We start from the raw sequence: 24,130 nt of genomic DNA, 5'->3' as shown, positions 1-24,130 counted from the left end.
TCGAATAAAAACCATTTATCCCATGAAAAACAGAATACTAACCCTGACAATCTGTGTCTTCTGCCTGGCTCCGCAAGGATTTGCCCAGCATGTATCTGTTCAGGAACAGACAGAGACCCTGAAAACCTATAAATTCTCAGATCCGAATCCGGTAGCAACTCCTTCCAACCTGTTCTACCCCTACTTCCGGTTTGACGGATTTACGGCCAAAGGTGAAAACCGTGAATGGAAGACTGTTGAACTGGAGAATGATTATATCAAAGTTACCCTCTTTCCGGAAGTAGGCGGAAAGATATGGGGAGCCGTGGACAAGACCACCGGTAAAGACTTTATCTACAAGAACGGAGTAGCCAAATTCCGTGATATCGCCATGAGAGGTCCCTGGACCTCCGGCGGTATTGAGTTCAATTTCGGTATCATCGGACACGCTCCTACCTCCAGCACTCCTGTGGATTATCTGGTCAGACAAAAAGATGACGGCAGTGTAAGCTGCTACCTGTTCTCCTACGAATGGCTGACACGCACGGCCTGGACTGTGGAAGTCAATCTGCCTAAGGACAAAGCTTACTTCACAACCCACACCACCTGGTACAACCAGTCCGATGTTGATCAGCCTTATTACCAGTGGATGAATGCCGGATATCGGGTCGGCCAGAAAGCTGAGTTCTGTTATCCGGGCGACCATCTCATCGGACACGGAGGTGAGGTTTCCTCGTTCCCGGTAGATGAAAACAACCGGAACATCGGATGGTATGACTTCAATAATTTCGGCAATTCCAAGTCTTACCACGTTCTGGGATATTACAATGATTATTACGGCATCTACTGGCACGGAGAAGATTTCGGATCCATCCATCATTCCAATTTTGATGAGAAACTGGGTATGAAAATCTTCCTATGGGGACAGTCCCGTGAAGGAGGTATCTGGGAAGACCTGCTGACCGACCAGAACGGCCAGTACATCGAACTGCAGTCTGGTCGTATGTTCAACCAGCCGGCTTCCAACAGTGCCTACACCCCTTACAAACATCATTCGTTCGCACCTCAGATGACGGATGCATGGACTGAATACTGGTATCCAGTCAAAGGAATCAAAGGAGTGTCCAAGGCCAGCACCATCGGAGCCTTGCACGTAATGCGTGAGGCTGACGGGCTGAAACTGGCCTTTTCACCGCTGGAAAAACTGTCAACCGATCTCAAGATCTACAAAGACCAGCAGCTGGTGGAAACACTGTCTCTGACTGCCAACGCCATGGAACCGGTCACCCTGACTTCCTTGAAAGGAAAAGACATCCCCGAAGGCCACCTGAAAGTAGTCATCGGAGACAATCTTCTGGTCTACTCGGATAATCCGGAAAACTTCGACCTGAAGCGCCCCATGACCCTTCCCGAAGATTTCAACTGGAATTCAGCTTTCGGACTTTATACCCAGGGAGAACAATGGCTGAACCAGAAAGTATGGGACAAGGCAGAAAGCTACCTGAAGAAATCCCTGGAACAGGATGCCAACTTCTCACCGGCTCTGGTACGCCTTTCCTCCCTCTATTACCGGGAAGGCAGATATCAGGAAATGATTCCCCTGCTGGAACGGGCTTTGGGACTGAATACCTATGACGGAGAATCCAACTACCTGTACGGACTGGCCAACCGCATGCTGGGCAATGCAACAGAAGCGAAGGCTGCTTTTGCCATCGCCACTTTTTCAGCTTCAGTGCGCACTGCCGCTTACGAACAGCTGGGCGAAATGTATGCCTGCGACCGGAATTGGACCAAAGCCGAACAATATGCAAAGAAGAGTCTGACTTACAATGCCATGAACCTTCATGCTCGTCAGTTGCTGACAATGATTTACAGAAAGACTGGCAGAACAGAGCTGGCGAAAGAACAGGTCAACCAGGTGCTGGATCAGCTGCCTTTGTATCATGGTCTCCGATTTGAAGAAGCCTGGCTGTCCGGAAACCATACTCCGGAACAACTTGCTTCATTCGCTTCCCAGATCCGTAATGAACTGCCGGCCGAAACTTATCTGGAACTAGCCGAATGGTATGAAAGAACCGGATGTGAGGAAGAAGCCATCGCCCTACTCACCTGTGCCGGAAATCATCCGATAGTCCTGTATCAGAAAGCCTGGCTGCAGAGCAGACAAGGTGCAGCTCAGGAAGCCCGGGAAACACTGGAACTGGCCAATGCCCAGTCACCGGATTATATCTTCCCCTTCCGTCCGGAAACCCTGAAATACCTGGATTGGGCCGAATCGCAGTCAGCAAACTGGAAAATCAACTATTACCAGGGACTGATATACTGGACCAACCAGCAGAAGGACAAGGCACTCCAGGAAATGAACCTGTGTGACAATGCAGGCTATGCACCTCTGTATCTGTCGCGCGCACAGCTCAAGGAAGGCGAAGCCAGACTGGCAGACCTGATGAAAGCCGAGCAGACTGATCCTTCGTGGAGAGCCGGCATGGCCTTGCTGAACTATTATACCGCAGAAAGCAACTGGTACAAGGTGGTAGAAACCGGCAAAAAGTACATCCGGAAATATCCGGACAACTATTACATCGGACTGAAATATGCCAACGGCCTGTGCGAAACCAGACAGTATGGTTCCTGCATTTCCCTGTTGAGCAAGATGCAGGTGTTACCGAACGAAGGCTCCTATGCCGGCAGGGCCGTATATCGTGCTGCCAACCTCTACCAGGCAATGGATCAGTTCAGCAAACGCCGGTATGATGCAGCCCTGAAATCCATAAAAGCCTCCGAAGAATGGCCGGAAAACCTGGGTGTAGGAAAACCTTACGACGATCAGATAGACAAACGGCTGGAAGATTATCTGGAAGCCAAGGTATATGAAAAGAAAGGAGAAACGGCAAAAGCCCAAACCCTGCTGGACAAAGTATCTTCCCATCCTACTTCCACCCGCAATTTCGAATCAGCGCATTTGCTGACGGCACTGGCTTTGCGTGACACAGGCAAACAGGCAGAAGCCGACAAGCTGGTTGCCTCCTGGAAAAAGGATTTCCCGGAAAGCAAACCGGCACAATGGTGTACTGCCGTTTATCATGGAAACATGGACCAGGCTAGAGAACTGTTGAGCAGCAGATATGCTTCCAACGAGACTACTCCCTGGGAAACCGGCTACCGGGATACAAACTTTGACCTGATTGCAAGATTATTCTCGGGAGTACCCAAGTGACACTTTACGCTGCTAAAGTAGGTGTTTAGCGGGCTAAAGTGCATGTTTAGCGCGCCAAAGTAGGTGTTTAGGAAACGCAAAGAGGGACATGTGAAACTTCGGTTTTGCTTTCACACCGCCCGTTTTTTGAGAGACTATCCGTAAAGCCTTCACGCTTTCACATTATTGTAAGTTCTTGTTTTCAAGTATTTTATGGTGAAGGATAGATTTCACAGGGAAGATAGTTGGTTTCACGGATGTTTTGGAAAAGAGAAAGAGGATAAAACCAACGGCTTTATCCTCTTTTTCTATATTGTCGCTAGATAATACTTATTCGTGTTGAGCGAAATACTTCAGGAATTGCGTGCGTTCGAAAGTATTCACACCCTTTACATCGCCTACGTTCAGTTTACCCTTGAACTGGGCGATGCTTTCCATGCCCTTGTTTGCCATCCATTCGGCCACGAACTTGTTGTATTCATTGATGACGGCAGATGATTCTTTGTAAAGAACACTGCAAATTTCTACGGCGGAGGCTCCTGCCAGAATGGATTTTACAATGCCCTCAGCTGAGTGGATGCCACCTGAAATGGCATAATCTATCTGATTGACTGCTGCCGAGGCAATGCCGGTCCAGCGAAGCGAGTTGGAGAGGTCGGCCTCATTGCTGAATACATCACCTGCCACCTGCGTCATCTTGTCGATATTGATATCCGGCTGGTAGAAGCGGTTGAACAGTACGACAGCTGCAGCTCCATTGGCGTAAAGCTGGTCGATGAGGGCCACGGGATTCGTCAGATTGCTGCCCAGTTTCATGATAACGGGGATTTTAACCGTTTTCTTGATGTGACGCAGGATGTCAATGTGGCGCTGTTCAAAGCTACCATAGGTGTATTGTACATCAGTTTGTAAAGCTAGAATATTGATCTCCAGTGCGTCGGCTCCGGCTTCTTCGATCTGCTTGGCGAAGTCTGCCCATACGTCATCTTTATAGCAGTTGATGCTGGCGATAACGGGGATGTCGCACACCTTCTTGCTTTCACGTATCAGGTTGAGATATTCACCTAGTTTGTGGTGGAGGATGTAGACAGACAGTTTGTCTGCAGCTTCGGGTGACATGGAAGGATCGTCGTGTTGGTAGACTTCCATCATGATCTGCTCTTCAAAGAGAGACTTCAGTACGATAGCTCCTGCTCCTGCTTCGCAGAGTTTCTGGTTCTTGGCTGCACTATCTGTCAGACCTGAACTGCTGACGATAATGGGATTTCTAAGGGAAAGCCCGGCAAATGTTGTTTGTAACGTTGTTGCCATGATGTTTTATTTTTTAGATTAATAAATTCGTTCTCCGAAAATTTTGCTTCCTACACGTACCAGTGTGCTTCCTTCGGCAATGGCTTCGTGGTAGTCATGCGACATGCCCATCGAAAGTTCGCAAAAAGCATCGTCGTCGGCAAACCATGTGGATTTTACTTCACGGAAGAAGTTGCTTAAGGAACGGAATTCCTCCTTGATTTGTTCGACGTTGTCCGTGTTGGTGGCCATGCCCATGAGCCCGCACAGACGGATGTGCTGCAACTGACGCCACTGGCCTTCGGCCAGCATCTGGCGGCATTCGTCGAAGCTGAAGCCGAATTTGGTCTCTTCGCGGGCGATGTGCAGTTGGAGCAGGCAGTTCACCCTGCGTCCGGCTTTGGCTGCTTGTTTGTCTACTTCTGCCAGGAGCTTGTAGGAGTCGATGCCGTGAATCAGTGCTACGTAGGGCACGATGTATTTCACTTTGTTGGTCTGCAGGTGGCCGATGAAATGCCATTCAATGTCTTTCGGCAGACTTTCATATTTGGCCGTCATTTCCTGTACCTTGCTTTCGCCGAAGATACGTTGTCCTGCCCGATAAGCTTCTTCGATGGCTTCGTTCGGGTGGAACTTCGATACGGCTACCAGCCGTACGCCTTCGGGCAGTTCGTTCCGTATTTCTTTGATGCGTTCTCCAATCATATTTTCTCTTGTTTTTTATACTTCCGGCTTGTCGTCGGGCTCAGCGCTGTAAGGATACACGTCCATAAGTGGCGTTTCGGCCACAGAGGCTATCTGATAATCGGCCATGGTGCCCTTCATCCCTTCATCCAGTTTCTTTACGGCATCGCGCAAATCGGCGGCTTGTACCAATACTTGCGTAGATGTTTTTTTCTCTGCACCGCTCTTTTCATCGAGTGTGATAAAAATGAGCTTGCATTTGAACCAGCGGTCGGCAGCTTCTTCATCGCAGGGGAAAAGTTCGCTATAGTTGGCACGCTTGATGTCGGCTACAGTGAACTCACCACTGATGAAAGGAGTAATCTCTTCGATGATACGTGCTTCGGCTTCGGTAAAGCTGAGTGCATCTACCAGATAGGGCTCCGTAACCTTCTTGTTCATGCCGTTTTCCATTGTTTTTTCATATCGAATCTTGCATTCGAACCATGTATGCATTGCCATAATTTTCAGTCTTTTAGTTTTCTATCAATAAAAATTGGTCGGTTAATTCCCCACAAAGATAAAACTTTTCAAATGAAGAATGCAAGATAAGGTTTAAGATTTGCGCAGAGTGTCTGATTTTCTGTTATAGTTATTGTTGTGGACGGGTGGAATAAGAACGGGACGAAACATTCTTTTAACATGATTGAAATAGGTGCTTCCAAACTTTTTCTTACTTTTGTTTGTTATCAAGAAGAATTTTAAAGGAAAAGAAAATTATGGCAACAACAAATTTCAAAGGACAGCCGGTGAGATTGATCGGTGAGTTTATACAGGTGGGCACTGTAGCCCCCGATTTCGGATTAGTAAAAACAGACTTGTCAACTTTCTCGTTAAAAGATTTGAGTGGTAAGAATGTGGTATTGAATATTTTTCCAAGTCTTGATACGGCAGTTTGCGCAACTTCAGTTCGTAAGTTTAATAAATTAGCAGCTTCTTTGCCTGATACGATTGTATTGGCTATTTCGAAAGATCTGCCTTTTGCGCATGCACGTTTTTGTACAACGGAAGGCATTGAACATGTCATTCCATTGTCCGATTTCCGTATTTCCGATTTTGATGAGAATTATGGTGTATGTATGGCCGATGGTCCGTTGGCCGGACTGCTGGCACGTGCTGTCGTTATTATAGGTAAGGACGGTCGGGTGGCTTATACGGAGCTGGTACCTGAAATTACACAGGAACCTGATTATGACAAAGCTTTGGAAGTTTTGAAGTAATTTTTCTAAAAAAACAGGGTGTATCCTTTTCCAAGAAGGTTGAGACTTCTTGATAGAGATACACCCTTTATTTTGTGGAATAAATGCGAAAAGGTTCGTTTTTCTTTATTGATCAGCTTTTTTAGATAGTTTTTCAAGGAAGTAGACCATGAGGAAGCCTACTACCATCAGTGCTATTGCCTCGCCAATGTAGGCATTGGGCAAGATGTTGGTTTCGATAGGCATGCCATGAGTGTTGTCGGCTATTTCTTTCCATGGCCATACTTTGTTGAGTGAACCCAGCATGAAGCCTGTCAGAACGGCTAAGGTGATGTTGCGGAAATGCTTCAAGGCAAACGATAACAGACGTGAGAAACTGGTGATACCGATGAATGCACCTGCTGCAAAAATGGCCAAGGTCGTGATATTGAGCGTCTTTACCGCTTCCATTATATAGAAATATTTACCTAACAACACCAGAATGAAACTTCCTGAAATGCCTGGAAGAATCATGGCGCAGATAGCAATAGCTCCACACAGGAAGATGAACAGCGGATGGGTCGACGTTTCTGCGGGAGTAGCAACGGTTATGTAGTAAGCTACAATGGCACCAATGATGAATCCGATGACAGTTTTCCAATTCCACCCTTTGATGTCTTTCCCTACGAACCAAGTAGATGCCAGTACCAGGCCGAAGAAAAATGCCCATACCAAAATGGGATGGGTAGTGAGTAGCCAAGTTATGACTTTTGCGAGCGAAAAGACGCTAATGCCAATTCCCAGCAGAAGTGAGAACAGAAAATTCCCATTGATTTTCTTCCAAAACTGTCCCCATTTTCCTGTAAAAAACAGGCGGAGACTTTCCATATTAATACTCTTGATCGTTTCTATCAGTTCATCGTAGATGCCTACAATAAAGGCGATGGTACCGCCTGAGACACCCGGTACGACGTCGGCTGCTCCCATGCCCATACCTTTCAGTGCGATGAATGCGTAGTCTTTCAGTTTTCTTTCCATATTGCTTGTAATTTCATTTTGTAGAGTTTTTTTGTAAAAATTATCCTTTTCTTCGTCGGATAGGTTCTGTCAGGTAGTTTTTCATTACCTGTACGGTCTCTCCATCGGGCATTTTCTCCATCAGCGTTTGCAGATTTTCCATGTATTTTTCGTTCATGGGGCTTTCTGTCTGTTGGTTGTAGTGTCGGGCTTTCTCTGTTTCGCCAGACAGGATACATGACATGGTAAGTCGCTGGTACAGGTTCGGATAGTCAGGTTTCCACTGTTCGATATGTTCCAGAGCGCTGACAGAATAGCGGTACATACCTGCTTCGGTGCTATAAGCGGCTATTTCTGACCATGTATCGGCCGTATTGTCATAGCTGCCTATTTCTTCCCACATGTCAACGGCTTTTTGCCTTTCGCCACGTTGTGCATAGATTAGGCCTCCCAACAAATGGGCGTCTACATTGAGGTAATCGATGTCAATGGCTTTGTGGCAGTAATCGAGTGCCTGTCCTTCGTACTTTTCGTTGCCAAGTTTATAAATGCAGATGGCCATGCCGGCGTAGAGGGATGAACGTGTAATAGGGTCTTTCAAGTCCTCTTCCTGTTGCAGGGCAAGATCCAGTTCGTTATAGGCTTTTTCCCATTCTTCTTTTTCCAGCTTGATCTGCCCTACCATTGAGTTCAGATAGGCAGGAGCGATACTGTGGAACTTGACGGCCTGTTCATAGCACTTGACGGCTTCTTCGTCGTTGCCAAGCTCCAGAAAGCAGTAACCCTTAATGACGTAAGCTTCTCCTAGTTCGTCATCAGCCAGCAGGGCATAGTCGCAGGCGTCAATGGCTTTTCCAAATTCCTGCATGCCCATATAGCAACGTGCCGCTGCCATCCAGTATTGTGGATGATAGGGATCATTGTCTATCAGCTTATTATAGTAAGTCAGAGCTTCTGCATAGTTTTTCCGGTCGAGCAGGCTGTCAGCCATGATACAGCAGTATTCTGTATCTTCTTTGTCCCATCGCCAGTGCGAAAGCCATTCCGTTGCCTGGTCGTACTGATAGGCTCCAAGGTACATGTAAGCCACATCGATGATGTTTTCCTTGCTGTATTTGTCTTCCAGCATGTCCAGTTGCAGTTCGGCGTCCTCTATGCGTCCTTCTTCCACCAACAGTCTGGCGCGTAGGATGGTGACGTCGGGGCGTTCTTCGGTTATTTCTGCGGCAGCCTGCTTTGCGTCTTCCAGCTCGTACAGATCCAGATGTAAGTAGCTGCGCTCCACCAGCAACGAGGTGTTGCCAGGGTGGAGCTTCAGCCCATACGCGATGACTTCGGCTGCGTCGTCGAACTTACTGTTGCGGTCGTACCATTCGGCAATATCGGCCAGGTCTTCTGCATCCATGTAGATGGAGATGTGCTGGTCGCGTGCCGTTTCGTAGCTTTCCACCAGTTCAGCCAATGCCTTGTCTTTGCCCGACAGCAGGTTCTTGTTACTCATCGTATGTGTGTATCAGTTTTTTTATTTGTTTATTTTGCCCCAAGTGTCTTTCAGGCCTACTGTGCGGTTGAAGACCATCTTTTCTGCTGTAGAATCCTTGTCGACGTTGAAGTAGCCGATGCGTTGGAATTGCAGATAAGTGAGGGGCTTCATGCCGGCAGCAAACTTTTCGACATAACAGCAGGGCAATACCTTCAGCGAATCGGGGTTGATGATTTCCTTCATGGCTGTCAGGGCGTCGCAGTTCTTGGCTTCGCGGATGGCAGCCAGCTCGTCGCGAGGATTTTCCACTTTCCACAGACGGTCGTACAGGCGTACTTCAGCTTCCAGGCAGTGGGCACAGCTCACCCAATGCAGGGTGCCTTTCACCTTGCGGTTGGCGCCTGGCATACCGCTCTTTGAGTCAGGGTCGTATTCGCAGTAGACTTCCACCACTTCGCCTGCCTCGTTCTTCTTGCAACCTGTGCACTTCACGATGTAGGCATTCTTCAAGCGTACTTCCTGGCCGGGGGTCATGCGGAAATATTTCTTCGGGGCGTCCTCCATGAAATCTTCGCGCTCCATCCACAGCTCACGGCTGAATTCGATGGTATGGCTGCCTTCTTCAGGACGTTCGGGGTTGTTGATGGCTTCCAGTTCCTCCACCTGTCCTTCGGGATAGTTGGTGATAACCAACTTCACAGGATTCAGTACGGCTGAAATACGAGTGGCACGTTCGTTCAGGTCTTCGCGAACGGCACTTTCCAGCAGGGCGAACTCGTTGAGAGCGTCGTAAGTGGTGTAACCGATCTTGTCGATGAACTTATGGATAGACTCTGGCGAATAGCCACGACGGCGGAAACCACAGATGGTCGGCATGCGGGGATCGTCCCAGCCGTTCACCAGGCCTTCCTTGACGAGCGTCAGCAGGTTGCGCTTGCTCATCAGCGTGTAGCTCAGGTTCAGTTTGTTGAATTCGTACTGGCGCGGGCGGTTGTCGTCCAGATCCTTGCCTTCTTTCAGCCAATCGACGAAGAGGTCGTAGAGCGGGCGGTGTACCACAAATTCCAATGTACAGAGCGAGTGGGTCACGCCTTCGAAGAAGTCACTCTGGCCGTGGGCGAAGTCATACATGGGATAGGCTTTCCATTTCGTACCCGTGCGGTGGTGCGGATGTTTCACTACACGATAGATGATGGGGTCGCGGAAGTGCATGTTGGGGTTGGCCATGTCTATCTTGGCGCGCAGCACCATGGCACCTTCTTCTACCTCGCCACTGTTCATCTTTTGGAACAGCTCCAGATTTTCTTCAATAGGGCGGTTGCGGTAAGGACTTTCCGTACCCGGCTGGGTCGGTGTACCTTTCTGTGCCGCTATTTCTTCAGACGACTGTTCGTCGATGTAAGCCTTGCCTTCCTTGATGAGGCGGATGGCGAAGTCCCACAGCTGCTGGAAGTAGTCGGAGGCATAGTATTCGTGTCCCCACTGGTAGCCCAGCCAGCGTATGTCTTCCTTGATGGCCTCGACGTATTCCACGTCCTCCTTGGTGGGGTTGGTGTCGTCGAAGCGCAGGTTGCATACGCCTCCGTGAGCAGCTGCGATGCCGAAATCAAGGCAGATGGCCTTGGCATGTCCGATGTGCAGGTATCCGTTAGGCTCCGGCGGGAAGCGTGTCTGCACTCTGCCTCCATTTTTACCGTTGCTCAAGTCGTTTTCTACAATTTGCTCAATGAAGTTCAAGCTTTTCTTTTCGCTTGTTTCTTCGTTTTTCAGTTCTGCCATAGTGTTATAATATATAATATGGTGTAATTTCCCGTAGGGATATGATAAAACATGTGGCAAAAGTACGACTTTTACATGACGTGGGGAAACATATTCTTTTATTTTTTAGGAGAAGTCCGTCCGCACGTTTGTCTTGCTAAAATAGCCGGAACATTGAAGCTCTTATGTTTGAAGTATTCGGGTCTTATAGACGTTGTCTGAGCCTCTTTCCGGTGGTCCGGAAACCTACTCATCTACTTAAATGCCTGATAATGGTCCATGAAGGTAGATGTGTGACAAGCGTTTGGTAAACATTATGCGTGAAAAAATAAATAAATGCCCTGCCTTAAAGGTTGCCTATCTTAGAATGTTTATACAGCCTCTTGCTGCATTTACCCAATTTATTGAAAATGTACTGTTTACTCCTGCAAGTTTCAAAATGCTCTTTATGTTCATGTATCATTTTAACCGTCGAGGGTGTGTCGTAATACGCGATTCACCCTCTTTTCTTTATCAACGATAAGAGCGTTGTTAACTTTTTCAAGCAGCGATATTCTGAAGATAATCTCGATATTTTGTTCCCAATAGCTTAAATGAGTGGTAATAAGGCCGTAAAGGTGTTTAATTGGCCAATTTATCCCCTCTTTATTCATCTTGGTACACATCTTTTTTATATTGAAGGCGATGGCCAGGAAGGAAAAGTCCATAAGGACCTTGTCCTTTCCAAAATGACGGAAGCGCTTGTAGTTCATGTTGAATTTTATCTGTCCAAATACAGCTTCCGGTTCTATACACCTTTGCCCTCTGTGTTTCAGTCCTTCTTCGGAACAGAGAAGTTCCCGGGCTTTCTGTTTGTATATCCTGAGTCGGTGATTCAGTTCTATCGTCCTGTTTCCTTTAGCTTTAAAACACAGACATCTTAACGGACACCCTTCGCATCTGACAGCCCTATACCTGGCATATTCGACTACATATCCGGATTCGGTTTTCGTATGCCTGGTACCTGCCCTCTGCATCTTTTGTCCCATTGGACAGACGCAGTAGTCCTGTTCTTCATTGTAGAAAAAGTTTTCGGCTTTAAAAGGATTCGGTTTAAATCTTGGCCGCTGCTCCATGTGGAAACAATTGTATTTGACGTATGCTTCCATCCCGTTTTCCGACATAAAGTGGTAATTCTCTTCTGATCCGTAACCGGAATCAGCAACCACCGTATGAGCCAAACGGCCGTATCTGTCGTCAAAGGACTTCAGAAAGGGAATCATCGTCAAGGTGTCAGTCGGATTCGGAAAAAGAGAATAATCGATAATGAATTGATTTTCCGTAGCAATCTGAAGATTATATCCTGGTTTTGTCTGACCGTTGTGCATGGCATCCTCCTTCATTCTCATAAAAGTGGCCTCTTTGTCTGTCTTGGAATAAGAGTTGCGGTCCTGAAGATTGTCCAGATGGTTATTGTATTCCTGAAGCTTATCTCTATGTGCTTCCAGTTCTTTCAGCTGCTTGCGTTTCTTTCCCAGCGCAGATTTCTGCTCTTTCGTGGATGGTTCTGAAGTCTGTTCAAGAGCAGTGCGTAATTCTCCCGCCATTTCTGTCAGCATGGAAGGAGTAAACTCAATTTCCTCGTTGTTTTCCGAAGCTTTTTCCTGAGCGATGACGTCATCTATTTGGCTTAACAAAACACTGATTTTCTTCATCAGTCGTTCACGGTTTCGCTCAACGCTCTTCCGCCATACAAAAGTATATTTGTTGGCCTTGGACTCAATCTTTGTTCCGTCAATATATTCCACATTCAGACTGATGAAACCTTTGGATGAAAGCAGAAGTACGGTTTGGGTAAACACTTCGTTGATCTCCTTCTTCACCCGATTACGGAAACGGTTGATAGTAATAAAGTCCGGTTTCTCATAACCGGCTAACCAAATGTAATGGATATCACGACGAAGGAGCTTTTCTATTTTCCGGCAGGAGTATATATTGTTCATATAGGCATACAAGATAACCTTTAGCATCATCTTGGGATGGTAAGGACTACGGCCGCATTCTTTGTATAACTTCCTGAAACCTTCAAGATTCAGGCTTTCAACCAAAGCGTCAACCATGCGTATAGGATCGTTTTCTGCAATATCTTCATCGATTCTTTGCGGAAATAGTACCGTTTGGTTGGGAGTGTAGGGACGAAAATGTATCTTTGCCATATGTATAAATCTTTAGGCTTAAAGATACAAAATCTTTAGGTAATAACAAAGCCCCAGCTTGTGAAAGTCGGGGCTTTGTGCTAAACAAAGAAGGTGTGCTTTTTGACACACCTTCTTTTGTTTTACAACACCTACATATAAATTCAAACAACTAAATAACTCGATTTTCAAACCAATCGAACCACCACGAACACCTATTCAATCCTCACTAGATAAAAGTAAATAATTCCTCGAAAACAATAAAGTCAAAAACTCTGTTTTCGTCTTTGTATTTCTCTCCGTTTACACTATCTTTGCAACACGAAAGGCCGGAGGATACGCATTCACCTCCAAGCCTGCAACGACAACGATTATTATCATCATTTATAGCGCTATAAAAATATGATTTCTTTCTACAGAACTCCTCAGAAAAGCGTGATTGCCGTAGCAAGCGAACACGCCATCTCGAAGGCAGACAGCGACAAGCTCTGCTGGCTTTTTGGAGAAGCCACCCCTGAAAGTGAAGAAAACCTGAAAGGCTGTTTCGTAGGCCCCCGCCGCGAAATGATCACGCCCTGGAGCACGAACGCCGTGGAAATTACCCAAAACATGGGCCTGACGGGCATCGCGCGCATCGAGGAATACTTCCCCGTGGCCGATGAAAACGCCGAATACGACCCCATGCTCCAACGCATGTACAAGGGGCTCGACCAGCAGGTGTTCACCACCAACCGCCAGCCCGAACCCATCGTCCACATCGAAGACCTCGAAGCCTACAACGAGCAGGAAGGTCTGGCCCTCTCCAAGGAGGAAATGGACTACCTGAAGAAGGTAGAGAAGGACCTCGGCCGCCCGCTGACCGACTCCGAAGTGTTCGGCTTTGCCCAAATCAACTCCGAGCATTGCCGCCACAAAATCTTCGGCGGTACGTTCATCATCGACGGTGTGGAGCAGGAATCCTCGCTCTTCCAGATGATCAAGAAGACCACACAGGAAAACCCCAACAAAATCATATCGGCCTACAAGGACAACGTGGCCTTTGCCGAAGGTCCAGTCATCGAGCAGTTCGCTCCCGCCGACCACTCCAAGCCCGACTACTTCGAGGTGAAGGACATCAAGAGCGTCATCTCCCTGAAGGCCGAGACGCACAACTTCCCCACCACCGTGGAGCCTTTCAACGGCGCATCGACGGGTACGGGTGGTGAAATCCGCGACCGTATGGGTGGTGGAAAGGGTTCCTGGCCCATCGCAGGTACGGCCGTCTACATGACCTCCTACCCCCGCACGGAGGAAGGACGCGAGTGGGAAGAAATCCTGCCCGTACGCAAATGGCTGTACCAGACGCCTGAGCAAATCCTCATCAAGGCGTCGAACGGCGCCAGCGACTTCGGCAACAAGTTCGGCCAGCCGCTCATCTGCGGTTCGGTGCTGACCTTCGAGCATAAAGAGAAAGAAGAAGTATACGGCTACGACAAGGTTATCATGCTGGCCGGAGGCGTAGGTTACGGTACCCAGCGCGATTGCCTCAAGGGCAAACCCGAAGCAGGCAACAAGGTCGTCGTAATGGGTGGCGACAACTATCGCATCGGTTTGGGCGGCGGATCTGTATCTTCTGTCGATACGGGAAGATACAGTAGCGGCATCGAGCTGAACGCCGTCCAGCGTGCCAACGCCGAGATGCAGAAGCGTGCCTACAACGTGGTGCGCGCCCTCTGCGAGGAAGAGGTGAACCCCGTCGTTTCCATCCACGACCACGGCTCGGCCGGACACGTGAACTGCCTCAGCGAGCTGGTGGAAGAGTGCGGCGGACACATCGACATGAGCAAGCTGCCCATCGGCGACAAGACCCTCTCGGCCAAGGAAATCATTGCCAACGAGAGCCAGGAGCGTATGGGATTGCTCATCAAGGAAGAAGCCATCGAACACGTGCGCAAGATTGCCGAACGCGAACGCGCCCCGATGTACGTTGTGGGCGAAACGACCGGCGACCACCGCTTCTGCTTCGAGCAGGCCGACGGCGTACGCCCCTTCGACCTGGCCGTCGACCAGATGTTCGGCTCCTCACCCAAGACATACATGGTGGACAAGACCGTAGAGCGTCACTACGAAATGCCGACCTACGAGCTGTCCAAACTTCATGAATACCTGGCCAACGTGCTCCAGCTGGAAGCCGTGGCCTGCAAGGACTGGCTGACCAACAAGGTGGACCGCTCCGTGACGGGCAAGATTGCCCGCCAGCAATGCGTGGGCGAGCTCCAGTTGCCGTTGAGCGATTGCGGCGTCGTGGCCCTCGACTACCGCGGCAAGGCAGGTATCGCCACTTCGCTGGGTCATGCTCCGCAAGCCGCATTGGCCAATCCGGCCGCAGGCTCCGTGCTCTCCGTAAGCGAGGCGCTGACCAACCTCGTATGGGCACCGCTGGCCGAAGGGCTCGATAGCGTATCGCTCTCGGCCAACTGGATGTGGCCCTGCCGCTCGCAGGAGGGTGAGGATGCACGCCTCTACACGGCCGTCAAGGCATTGAGCGACTTCTGCTGCGCCCTACAAATCAACGTGCCTACGGGTAAGGACTCCCTCTCCATGACGCAGAAATACCCCGATGGTAGCAAGGTCATCGCTCCGGGTACGGTCATCGTTTCGGCCGGCGGCGAGGTGAGCGACGTGAAGAAAGTGGTTTCGCCCGTGCTGGTGAACGACCACAAGACGACGCTCTACCACATCGACTTCAGTTTCGACAACCTGAAGCTGGGCGGTTCGGCCTTCGCCCAGTCGCTGGGCAAGGTGGGCGACGACGTGCCTACCGTGCAGAACCCCGAATACTTCCGCGACGCCTTCCTGGCCGTTCAGGAGCTGGTGAACAAGGGCCTCATCCTGGCCGGACACGACATCTCGGCCGGCGGTCTCATCACCACCCTGCTCGAGATGTGCTTCTCCAACGTGGAGGGCGGTATGGAAATCAGCCTCGACAAGATTAAGGAAAACGACCTCGTCAAGATACTCTTTGCCGAAAACCCGGGTATCGTCATCCAGGTAGCCGACAAGCACAAGGACGAAGTGAAGAAGATACTCGAAGACGCCGGCGTGGGCTTCGTGAAGATTGGCAAGCCGACCGACGAACGCCACATCCTCGTGGAGAAGGACGGTGCTACCTACCAGTTCGGCATCGACTACATGCGCGACGTGTGGTACTCCACTTCCTACCTGCTCGACCGTCGCCAGTCGATGAACGGTTGCGCCAAGAAGCGCTTCGAGAACTACAAGATGCAACCCATGGACCTGGCCTTCATGCCGGGCTTCACTGGCAAGCTCTCGCAATACGGCATCAGCCCCGACCGCCGTACGCCGAGCGGCATCCGCGCCGCCATCATCCGCGAGAAGGGTACAAACGGCGAACGCGAAATGGCCTACTCGCTCTACCTGGCCGGCTTCGACGTGAAGGACGTGACGATGACCGACCTCGTAAGCGGACGCGAAACGCTGGAAGACGTCAACATGATTGTCTTCTGCGGTGGTTTCTCCAACTCCGACGTACTCGGCTCGGCCAAAGGCTGGGCAGGCGCCTTCCTCTTCAACCCCAAGGCCAAAGAGGCGCTCGACAAGTTCTATGCCCGTGAAGATACTCTTTCATTGGGTGTGTGCAACGGTTGCCAGCTGATGATGGAACTCAACCTCATCAACCCCACCGACGAGAAGCGCGGACGCATGCTCCACAACGACTCTCACAAGTTCGAGAGCCGCTTCCTGGGTCTGACTATCCCGACCAACCGTAGCGTAATGTTCGGTTCGTTGAGCGGTAGCAAGCTGGGCATTTGGGTGGCTCACGGCGAAGGCAAGTTCTCCCTGCCCTACGACGAAGACCACTACAACATCGTGGCCAAGTACACCTACGACGAGTATCCCGGCAACCCCAACGGTTCCGACTACTCCGTGGCAGGTATCGCCAGCCCCGACGGACGCCACCTGGCCATCATGCCCCACTTGGAGCGCGCCATCTTCCCGTGGCAGAACGCCTACTATCCGGCCGACCGCCTGCATCACGACGAGGTGACGCCGTGGATAGAAGCCTTCGTCAACGCCCGCAAGTGGGTGGAAGAGAAGACTCGATAAATATCCTCTACCCTCTCCATACAGACATGGATGAAACGGACTCCGACGGCCAAACGGCCGGATGTCTGTTTCATCCGTGTCTTTTCCCTTATTCAAAGCATTCGGTTTCCAAGGAAACAATATCGTGTCGGCTATGAGAAAAAACATCCTGACTACCCTTATCGCCATCCTGCTACCACTCATCGTCTGCCCGCAGACCTATAAATATATAGGTATGGAAGACGGATTGAGCAACCGGCAGGTGTATGCCATCGAAAAAGACCGGAAAGGCTACATGTGGTTCCTGACCCCCGAAGGCATCGACCGCTACAACGGAAAGGAGTTCAAACACTACAAGCTGATGGACGGCGACCAGGAACTCAACTCGGCCATCAACCTGAACTGGCTCTACCTGGACACCGACGGTGTGTTGTGGGAAATAGGCAAGAAGGGCCGTGTATTCCGCTACGAAAGCCAGCACGACCGTTTCCAGCTGGTGTACAAGCTTCCCGAACAGACGGAAAAGGAACACAATACGCCCGTGAGCTATGGCTACGTGGACGAGAAAGGCCAGATATGGCTCTGTACCCGCAAGCAGATATACCTGTATGATAGCCGCAACAACCACACCCGGCACATCCGCAACCAGCTGGACGAAAACATCACCTGCATCCTGCAAACCGATACCGCACACTACTTCATCGGCACCGACCAGGGCATACACTATGCCGAACTGAAGGACAGCATCCTGCAACTGAACCCTTGCGACAAGCTCGACTCCCTGAACCTGCAGGTCAACGAGCTCTACCTCGACAAGAGTACCCGAAAAGTGTTCATCGGCACCTTCCTGAAGGGTATCTTCGTCTACGACCTGAACAGACACCAGCTTCTACAACTACAAACCGAGCTGACGGACATCACCATCAACAGCATACAGGAATTCGGAAAGAACACGGTACTCATTGCTACCGACGGAGCCGGTGTCTACCGGCTGAACACCGATACCTACGAGTGCGAACCCTACATCACGGCCGATTACAACCGCTACAACGCGATGAACGGCAACAGCATCACCGACCTCTACATCGACGACGAACAACGCATCTGGATGGCAAACTTCCCCATCGGCATCACCGTGCGCGACAACCGCTATGCCGACTTCCACTGGATCAAGCACTCCATCGGCAACCGCCAGTCGCTCGTGAACAACCGTGTGAATGCCGTCATCGAAGACCGCGACGGCGACCTGTGGTTTGCCACGGACAATGGCATCAGCCTCTACAACGATCGCCAGGAGCAATGGACCTCCTTCCTGAGCACTTTCGAAACCGGCGGAAAGAACAAGAGCCACTCCTACATCTCCTTGTGCGAAGTGGCACCCGGCATCATCTGGGCAGGAGGATACTCGTCCGGCGTCTACCAGATAGACAAGTGCAACCGTTCGGTGCAATTTTTCACACCCGCCTCGATGGGTAATGCCGGCATCCGTGCCGACAAGTACATCCGTGCCATCCTGAAGACAAGCGACGGCAAGATATGGGCCGGAGGTTACTATAACCTCAAGGAAATAGACTACTCACGCAAGCAGGTACGCCTCATCGGAGGCCTGTCGGACATCACCGCCCTGACGGAAAACGATTCCACACACCTGTGGGTAGGCACTGTCAACGGGCTCTACCGCCTCGAGAAACAGAGCGGCAAGGCCGAATATGTGGAGTTGCCCGTCGAGTCGCACTACATCTACTCCCTCTACCAGTCGGACGACCAGAAGCTATACATCGGCACCAACAACACGGGCTTGCTCATATACGACCTGGAGGAGAAACAGTTTTACCACTTCGACAAGGACAACAGCTCGCTCATCTCCAACAACATCTATTGTATTCTGCCTGATGGTGAGGGAGGCTTCTTCCTAAGTACCGAAAGCACCTTGACTACCTTCAATCCACATAGTAAAATCTTCCACAACTGGACAAAAGAACAAGGGCTAAAAGCCGAACATTTCAACGCTTCAGCAGGTACTCTCAGACGTAACGGCCAACTGGTCTTCGGAAGTACCGATGGTGCCATCGAGTTCGACAAGAACATGGTATTGCCCGACCATTATACCACCAAGATGGTGTTTAGTGATTTCAAAGTACTCTACGAAACAGTCTACCCCGGCGACAAGCACTCGCCGCTGACCACCAACATCGACGACATCGACCTACTCCGTCTGAAATACGACCAGAACATCTTCTCCCTGCAGGTGTCGTCCATCAACTACGACTACCCTTCGCTGGTGCTCTACTCCTGGAAGCTGGAAGGCTTCTACGACAAATGGAGCCAGCCCAGCCGCGACAACATCATCAGCTTCACCAACCTGAGCCCCGGCGAATATACCTTACGCGTGCGAGCCATCTCCAATGAGAACCACAACACGGTGCTCGAGGAGCGGAACCTACCAATCATCATCGACAAGCCACTTTGGTTCAGCTGGTGGGCATGGCTAGCTTATATTCTTTTCACCCTGGGAGCCATGATTACGGCCTTGCGCATCTACCTCCTACGCAAGCAGAAGCGGGAATCGAACGAGAAGATACGCTTTTTCATCAACACCGCCCACGACATCCGTACGCCGCTCACCCTCATCAAGGCGCCACTGGAAGACCTGGCCAACCACGAACAACTGAGCGAAAGCGGACGGAACAACATCCACACCGCCCTGCGCAACGTACACGTACTCCTGCGCCTCACCACCAACCTCATCAACTTTGAGCGGGCCGACACGTATGGAGGAAAGCTCCGTGTGGCCGAATATGAGCTGGGAGCTTATCTGGAAGAGACCCTCAACATCTTCCGCGAATATGCCAAGGTGAAACGCATCGCCCTGACCTACGAAAAGAACTTCGACTACCTCAATGTGTGGATAGACAAGGACAAGATGGACTCCATCCTGAAGAACCTCCTGTCCAACGCCTTGAAATATACCGCCGAAGAAGGTAGCGTCATGCTCGAAGCTACAGAAACGGCCGAACAATGGACAATCGAAGTGAAGGACACGGGTATCGGAGTGCCTGCCGCCGAACAACGGAAGCTCTTCCGCATGCACTTCCGTGGAAGCAATGCCGTTAACGCTAAAATTACAGGAAGCGGCATCGGTCTGCTCCTGGTATGGAAACTCGTCAGGTTACATAAAGGGAAACTGAGCTTCAGCAGTACCGAAGGACAAGGCTCCACCGTCCGGGTCAGTTTTCCCAAAAACAGGAAAGCCTATCGCAAGGCTACCTTTGTGGACACCCTGCCCAATCGCGAAACGGAACTTCCGCCTGTCCAGCCAGAAGAGCGAGTGGAGGAAAGCCCGACAGCCACGGTATCCCCCAACCGCGAAAATACGGCGGAACAACCGCAAGCGACCTCGAACCACGAAAAAATACTGGTCGTGGAAGATAACGACGAACTGAGAGAATACCTCCGCCAGACCTTGTCCGACGAATATACCGTGCAGACCTGCAACAACGGCAGGCAAGCCCTCGAAGTGGTGAAGGACTATACGCCCGACCTCATCATCTCGGACATCATGATGCCCGAAATGCGTGGGGACGAATTGTGCCGCACTCTGAAGAAAGACATCAACACGTCGCACATCCCCATTATCCTGCTCACAGCCCTCAACACCGAACGGAGCATCATCGAGGGTTTGCAGACAGGGGCCGACGACTATCTTGTGAAACCCTTCAACGTAGGTATCCTGCGCGCCACCATCGCCAACCTGCTACAAAACCGACGCCTGTTGCGGAGCAAGTATGCAAACCTCGCCATAAACGACGAAAAGCCCGAAACGCCCTGCAACAATTGTACGGACGACCTCGACTGGAAGTTCATCACCACCGTGACCCGCTACGTGGAAGACAACATCGAGAAAAGTGAATTCAACGTGGACAGCCTCTGTGCCCTGATGAACATGAGCCGCACCAGCTTCTACAACAAGCTGAAAGCACTGACCGACCAGGCGCCGGCCGACTACATCCGCATCATCCGCCTGAAGCGTGCCGCCAAACTGCTCCGGGAAAAGCAATACAACATCACGGAAATATCCGAAATGACCGGTTTCAACGACGTGAAGTATTTCCGCGAAGTCTTCAAGAAGTATTATAAGGTGAGCCCCAGCCAATATGCCAAGGGCGGGGACGAGCCTTCCAACGAAAAGGACATAGAAAGACAACAATGAACATTTACCTCGAAGCATTCTCCATCTTCTTCAAGATAGGAGCCTTTACCATCGGGGGAGGCTATGCCATGGTGCCTCTCATCGAGAATGAAATTGTGACGAAACGCAACTGGATAGCCAAGGACGACTTCATCGACCTGCTGGCCATCTCGCAGTCATCACCCGGCATCCTGGCAGTCAACATCTCCATCTTCATCGGCTATCGCCTGCGCGGCATCCGCGGAAGCATCGTCACGGCACTGGGCACCATCCTGCCCTCGTTCCTCATCATCCTGGCCATCGCCCTCTTCTTCCACAACTTCAAGGAGAACACCGTGGTAGAACGCATCTTCAAAGGTATCCGTCCGGCCGTCGTGGCCCTCATCGCCGCGCCCACGTTCAGCATGGGCAAGTCGGCACGCATCAACCGCTACAACCTGTGGATACCCGTCGTGTCGGCCCTGCTCATCTGGCTCCTGGGCTTCTCGCCCATCTGGATCATCATTGCTGCAGGCGTAGGCGGATTCTTCTATGGAAAGTGGAAAGCTAGGCAAGAGAAAGAAAACATTCATTCATAAAACAAACAAAAATCTGAAAACATGCTCTATCTACATCTGTTCTATACATTCTTCAAGATAGGATTGTTCGGCTTCGGAGGAGGCTATGCCATGCTCTCCATGATACAGGGCGAAGTGGTAACCCGCTACGGATGGCTCACGCCACAAGAGTTTACCGACATCGTCGCCATCAGCCAAATGACCCCCGGCCCCATCGGCATCAACTCGGCCACCTACGTAGGCTTTACGGCTACGGGCAGCGTGTGGGGATCCGTCATCGCAACCTTTGCTGTCGTACTTCCCTCGTTCATCCTGATGCTCACCATCAGCAAGTTCTTCCTGAAGTACCAGAAGCATCCAGCGGTAGAGGCCGTATTCGCCGGTCTTCGGCCTGCAGTGGTGGGCCTGCTCGCATCGGCCGCCCTGGTGCTGATGAATACCGAGAACTTCGGCTCGCCTACGGAAGACACCCGTTCGTTCATCATCAGTTGCCTCATCTTCCTCGTTGCCTTCGTGGGGACCAAGAAATATAAGCTGAACCCCATCGGCATGATTGTAGCTTGTGGAATAGCAGGGCTGATCCTTTATTAAGGTGAGGACAAAAAAATAAGGTATCAGGTGGAAACTTCCAACCCGATACCTTACACCAAATAATTCACACCCAATCTCTACAATTTGATTTTCTTCTTCACCGACTTCGACTCGTTGTGCAGGCGGTCGAGGGCGGTCACCACGTAGCGGTACTTCGTCTTGCCGTCTTCGTAGGGCAACTTATACCACGGCTGGCGGGTGATGGCCACGATGTGCGACGGGTCGTCGATGTCCACGTCTTCCTTGTCGGCGAAGCGGTAGACTACGTAGCGCACGGGGCGGTCCATCTCGTCCTTATACTTCGGTGCCGTCCAGAAGAGGATGTAGCCGTCTTCTGTCCACACGGGTTTCATTTTGCGCACCTTGCCAGGGGCCTTGTCGTCCATGAAGTCGAACACGGGCGGCAGGGCTGGATACTTGTGATACTCGGCAACCAGCGCCTCACGATAGCGTCCGACATTCTCGACCACTGCTCCGGCATACCACTGGCAACTGCCGCCAATCGTCTGATAACTGCGCTGCAAAGCCATCTTCGCGGGAAGCTGGTTCATGTTAGGGTTCTTGGGGTCGGCGTTCTGCACGGTGTTCGTCACCGACTGGCCGATGAAGAGCGGACGCCCCTCGCTGTGCTTGGCCCACCAGTCGACGAGCTCGGCATAGTCGGCCACGGGATGGTCAATCTGCCAGTAGATCTGCGGGATGTTATAGTCTATCCAGCCTTCGCGCGCCCAGAGCAGGACGTCGGCATAGAGGTCGTCGTAGTTCTGCAAACCGCGCGTCTTGCTGCCCAGCGGGTCGCTCGACTGGTTGCGGTAGATGCCGAAGGGCGACACGCCGAACTTGACCCAAGGTTTCAGCCCCCGTATCGTTTCATGGATTTTGCGGATGAGCAGGTTGACGTTGCTACGCCGCCAGTCGCCGATGTTGTCGAAGCCGCGGCCATAGCGAGCGAAGCTGGCCGAGTCGGGAAACTCCACGCCTTTCGTGGGATAAGGATAGAAGTAATCGTCCATGTGGATGGCGTCGACGTCGTAGCGCGACACGATGTCGCTCACCACCTGGCAAATGTAGTCGCGGCTCTGCGGCAGGGCGGGATCGAAGAAGAGCTGGTTGCCGTAGGTGAGGAACCACTCGGGATGGCGGTTGTAGATGTGCTGCGGCGCCAACTGGTTGGCCAGCGATGTCTTCACGCGGTAGGGATTGATCCAGGCGTGGAACTCCATGCCGCGCTTGTGGCACTCTTCGATCATGAACTCCATCGGGTCCCAATAGGGTTGCGGCGCCCGCCCCTGCACGCCCGTCAGGTAACGGCTCCAGGGTTCGATCTTCGAGGCATAGAGGGCGTCGGCTTCGGGACGCACCTGGAAGATAATGGCATTGATGCCCGCTCCTTGCAAGGAGTTCAGCTGGCCGATGAGGGTGACCTTCATCTTCTCGGTCGGCATGCCCTTGAACTGTCCGTTCACGGCCTGGATCCAGGCGGCGCGGAATTCACGTTTGGGATAGCGTTGCTGCTTTGTCCACTGTGCCTGCGACACGAGGGGACAAGCCGCCAGTAGCAAGAGGCACAAAAATAAGTCTTTCAGTTTCATTGTTCTTACTGTCTATTTTTAAAATGTCGCAAAGATAGTGCAAACCGAGAGAAGTACAAAAGCGGAAACAACGTTTTCGGCTTTTTACTTCCGAGGTGCAGCCTGTCTTATCTCAGGCACAGAGTGGAGGTACACACTCATCGGAGCACTGCCCACACCGACAAAATGACCCTTAAACCCAGACAACAATGAGGGTGTGTCGTAATACGCGATTCACCCTCTTTTCTTTATCAACGATAAGAGCGTTGTTAACTTTTTCAAGCAGCGATATTCTGAAGATAATCTCGATATTTTGTTCCCAATAGCTTAAATGAGTG

The 24,130-nt window shown here is 50.9% G+C and carries 14 protein-coding genes; 6 read left to right on the top strand and 8 right to left on the bottom strand.

Features of this window, described 5'->3' with window-relative positions:
- The first annotated feature begins 22 nt into the window (after positions 1–22).
- Complete coding sequence (locus BQ8005_RS05055) at positions 23–3,196, top strand: DUF5107 domain-containing protein (RefSeq protein WP_075317280.1); 3,174 nt, start codon at positions 23–25, stop codon at positions 3,194–3,196.
- Positions 3,197–3,505: 309 nt separating this feature from the next.
- Here the strand turns inward: BQ8005_RS05055 and BQ8005_RS05050 are convergent, their stop codons facing one another.
- From BQ8005_RS05050 to BQ8005_RS05040, 3 genes are read right to left on the bottom strand one after another with little or no spacing between them, the layout of a single operon-like run.
- The gene (locus BQ8005_RS05050; RefSeq protein ID WP_075317279.1) at positions 3,506–4,486 is read right to left on the bottom strand and encodes a dihydroorotate dehydrogenase-like protein; all 981 of its coding nucleotides are present in this window, start codon (positions 4,484–4,486) and stop codon (positions 3,506–3,508) included.
- 18 nt (positions 4,487–4,504) lie between these two features.
- Entirely contained in the window at positions 4,505–5,170 is a 666-nt protein-coding gene (locus BQ8005_RS05045) for a YggS family pyridoxal phosphate-dependent enzyme (protein WP_021846511.1), read from the bottom strand.
- Between the two features lie 15 nt (positions 5,171–5,185).
- Positions 5,186–5,650, bottom strand: coding sequence for a DUF4494 domain-containing protein (locus tag BQ8005_RS05040; RefSeq protein WP_021846512.1), 465 nt, complete (start codon positions 5,648–5,650; stop codon positions 5,186–5,188).
- A 257-nt stretch (positions 5,651–5,907) separates the two neighbouring features.
- Between BQ8005_RS05040 and tpx the strand changes: the two genes are divergently transcribed.
- Entirely contained in the window at positions 5,908–6,408 is a 501-nt protein-coding gene (gene tpx, locus BQ8005_RS05035) for a thiol peroxidase (RefSeq protein ID WP_021846513.1), read from the top strand.
- Between the two features lie 105 nt (positions 6,409–6,513).
- Here tpx and BQ8005_RS05030 read toward each other — a convergent pair whose 3' ends face one another.
- The 4 genes from BQ8005_RS05030 to BQ8005_RS05015 all read right to left on the bottom strand — a co-directional run bounded on the left by BQ8005_RS05030 (position 6,514) and on the right by BQ8005_RS05015 (position 12,819).
- Positions 6,514–7,404, bottom strand: a complete 891-nt coding sequence (locus BQ8005_RS05030) for a DUF368 domain-containing protein (RefSeq protein WP_075317278.1) — start codon at positions 7,402–7,404, stop codon at positions 6,514–6,516.
- A 40-nt stretch (positions 7,405–7,444) separates the two neighbouring features.
- Positions 7,445–8,884 (bottom strand): tetratricopeptide repeat protein, encoded by a 1,440-nt coding sequence (locus BQ8005_RS05025; protein WP_021846515.1) that lies wholly within the window; start codon positions 8,882–8,884, stop codon positions 7,445–7,447.
- A 21-nt stretch (positions 8,885–8,905) separates the two neighbouring features.
- Complete coding sequence (locus BQ8005_RS05020; RefSeq protein WP_075317277.1) at positions 8,906–10,645, bottom strand: glutamine--tRNA ligase/YqeY domain fusion protein; 1,740 nt, start codon at positions 10,643–10,645, stop codon at positions 8,906–8,908.
- A gap of 443 nt (positions 10,646–11,088) precedes the next feature.
- Entirely contained in the window at positions 11,089–12,819 is a 1,731-nt protein-coding gene (locus BQ8005_RS05015) for an IS1182 family transposase (RefSeq protein ID WP_075317276.1), read from the bottom strand.
- Between the two features lie 381 nt (positions 12,820–13,200).
- On the opposite strand from BQ8005_RS05015, the gene purL reads away from it, so the two are divergent.
- The 4 genes from purL (at position 13,201) to BQ8005_RS04995 (ending at position 22,221) form a co-directional block, all read left to right on the top strand.
- A complete protein-coding gene (gene purL, locus BQ8005_RS05010; RefSeq protein ID WP_075317275.1) occupies positions 13,201–16,905 on the top strand; it encodes a phosphoribosylformylglycinamidine synthase in 3,705 nt (1,234 codons plus the stop codon).
- 133 nt (positions 16,906–17,038) lie between these two features.
- Complete coding sequence (locus tag BQ8005_RS05005; RefSeq protein ID WP_075317274.1) at positions 17,039–21,094, top strand: hybrid sensor histidine kinase/response regulator transcription factor; 4,056 nt, start codon at positions 17,039–17,041, stop codon at positions 21,092–21,094.
- Entirely contained in the window at positions 21,091–21,651 is a 561-nt protein-coding gene (locus BQ8005_RS05000) for a chromate transporter (RefSeq protein WP_021847553.1), read from the top strand. The genes BQ8005_RS05005 and BQ8005_RS05000 overlap by 4 nt, the downstream gene beginning before the upstream one ends.
- A 21-nt stretch (positions 21,652–21,672) precedes the next feature.
- On the top strand, positions 21,673–22,221 hold the full coding sequence (locus tag BQ8005_RS04995) for a chromate transporter (protein ID WP_075317273.1): 549 nt from the start codon (positions 21,673–21,675) through the stop codon (positions 22,219–22,221).
- A 77-nt stretch (positions 22,222–22,298) separates the two neighbouring features.
- On the opposite strand, the gene BQ8005_RS04990 is transcribed toward BQ8005_RS04995, so the two are convergent.
- A complete protein-coding gene (locus BQ8005_RS04990) occupies positions 22,299–23,813 on the bottom strand; it encodes a glycoside hydrolase family 10-like protein (RefSeq protein ID WP_075317272.1) in 1,515 nt (504 codons plus the stop codon).
- Positions 23,814–24,130 lie beyond the last annotated feature (317 nt).

The organism is Bacteroides togonis (assembly GCF_900130135.1).
GTDB classification, from domain to species: domain Bacteria; phylum Bacteroidota; class Bacteroidia; order Bacteroidales; family Bacteroidaceae; genus Bacteroides; species Bacteroides pullorum.
This window is presented reverse-complemented; position numbering and strand designations above follow the sequence as displayed.

Bases quoted from the DNA above. Each gene is read 5' to 3' on its own strand.
- BQ8005_RS05055 (WP_075317280.1), top strand. From the start codon at position 23: ATGAAAAACAGAATACTAACCCTGACAATCTGTGTCTTCTGCCTGGCT.
- BQ8005_RS05050 (WP_075317279.1), bottom strand. From the start codon at position 4,486: ATGGCAACAACGTTACAAACAACATTTGCCGGGCTTTCCCTTAGAAAT.
- BQ8005_RS05045 (WP_021846511.1), bottom strand. From the start codon at position 5,170: ATGATTGGAGAACGCATCAAAGAAATACGGAACGAACTGCCCGAAGGC.
- BQ8005_RS05040 (WP_021846512.1), bottom strand. From the start codon at position 5,650: ATGGCAATGCATACATGGTTCGAATGCAAGATTCGATATGAAAAAACA.
- tpx (WP_021846513.1), top strand. From the start codon at position 5,908: ATGGCAACAACAAATTTCAAAGGACAGCCGGTGAGATTGATCGGTGAG.
- BQ8005_RS05030 (WP_075317278.1), bottom strand. From the start codon at position 7,404: ATGGAAAGAAAACTGAAAGACTACGCATTCATCGCACTGAAAGGTATG.
- BQ8005_RS05025 (WP_021846515.1), bottom strand. From the start codon at position 8,884: ATGAGTAACAAGAACCTGCTGTCGGGCAAAGACAAGGCATTGGCTGAA.
- BQ8005_RS05020 (WP_075317277.1), bottom strand. From the start codon at position 10,645: ATGGCAGAACTGAAAAACGAAGAAACAAGCGAAAAGAAAAGCTTGAAC.
- BQ8005_RS05015 (WP_075317276.1), bottom strand. From the start codon at position 12,819: ATGGCAAAGATACATTTTCGTCCCTACACTCCCAACCAAACGGTACTA.
- purL (WP_075317275.1), top strand. From the start codon at position 13,201: ATGATTTCTTTCTACAGAACTCCTCAGAAAAGCGTGATTGCCGTAGCA.
- BQ8005_RS05005 (WP_075317274.1), top strand. From the start codon at position 17,039: ATGAGAAAAAACATCCTGACTACCCTTATCGCCATCCTGCTACCACTC.
- BQ8005_RS05000 (WP_021847553.1), top strand. From the start codon at position 21,091: ATGAACATTTACCTCGAAGCATTCTCCATCTTCTTCAAGATAGGAGCC.
- BQ8005_RS04995 (WP_075317273.1), top strand. From the start codon at position 21,673: ATGCTCTATCTACATCTGTTCTATACATTCTTCAAGATAGGATTGTTC.
- BQ8005_RS04990 (WP_075317272.1), bottom strand. From the start codon at position 23,813: ATGAAACTGAAAGACTTATTTTTGTGCCTCTTGCTACTGGCGGCTTGT.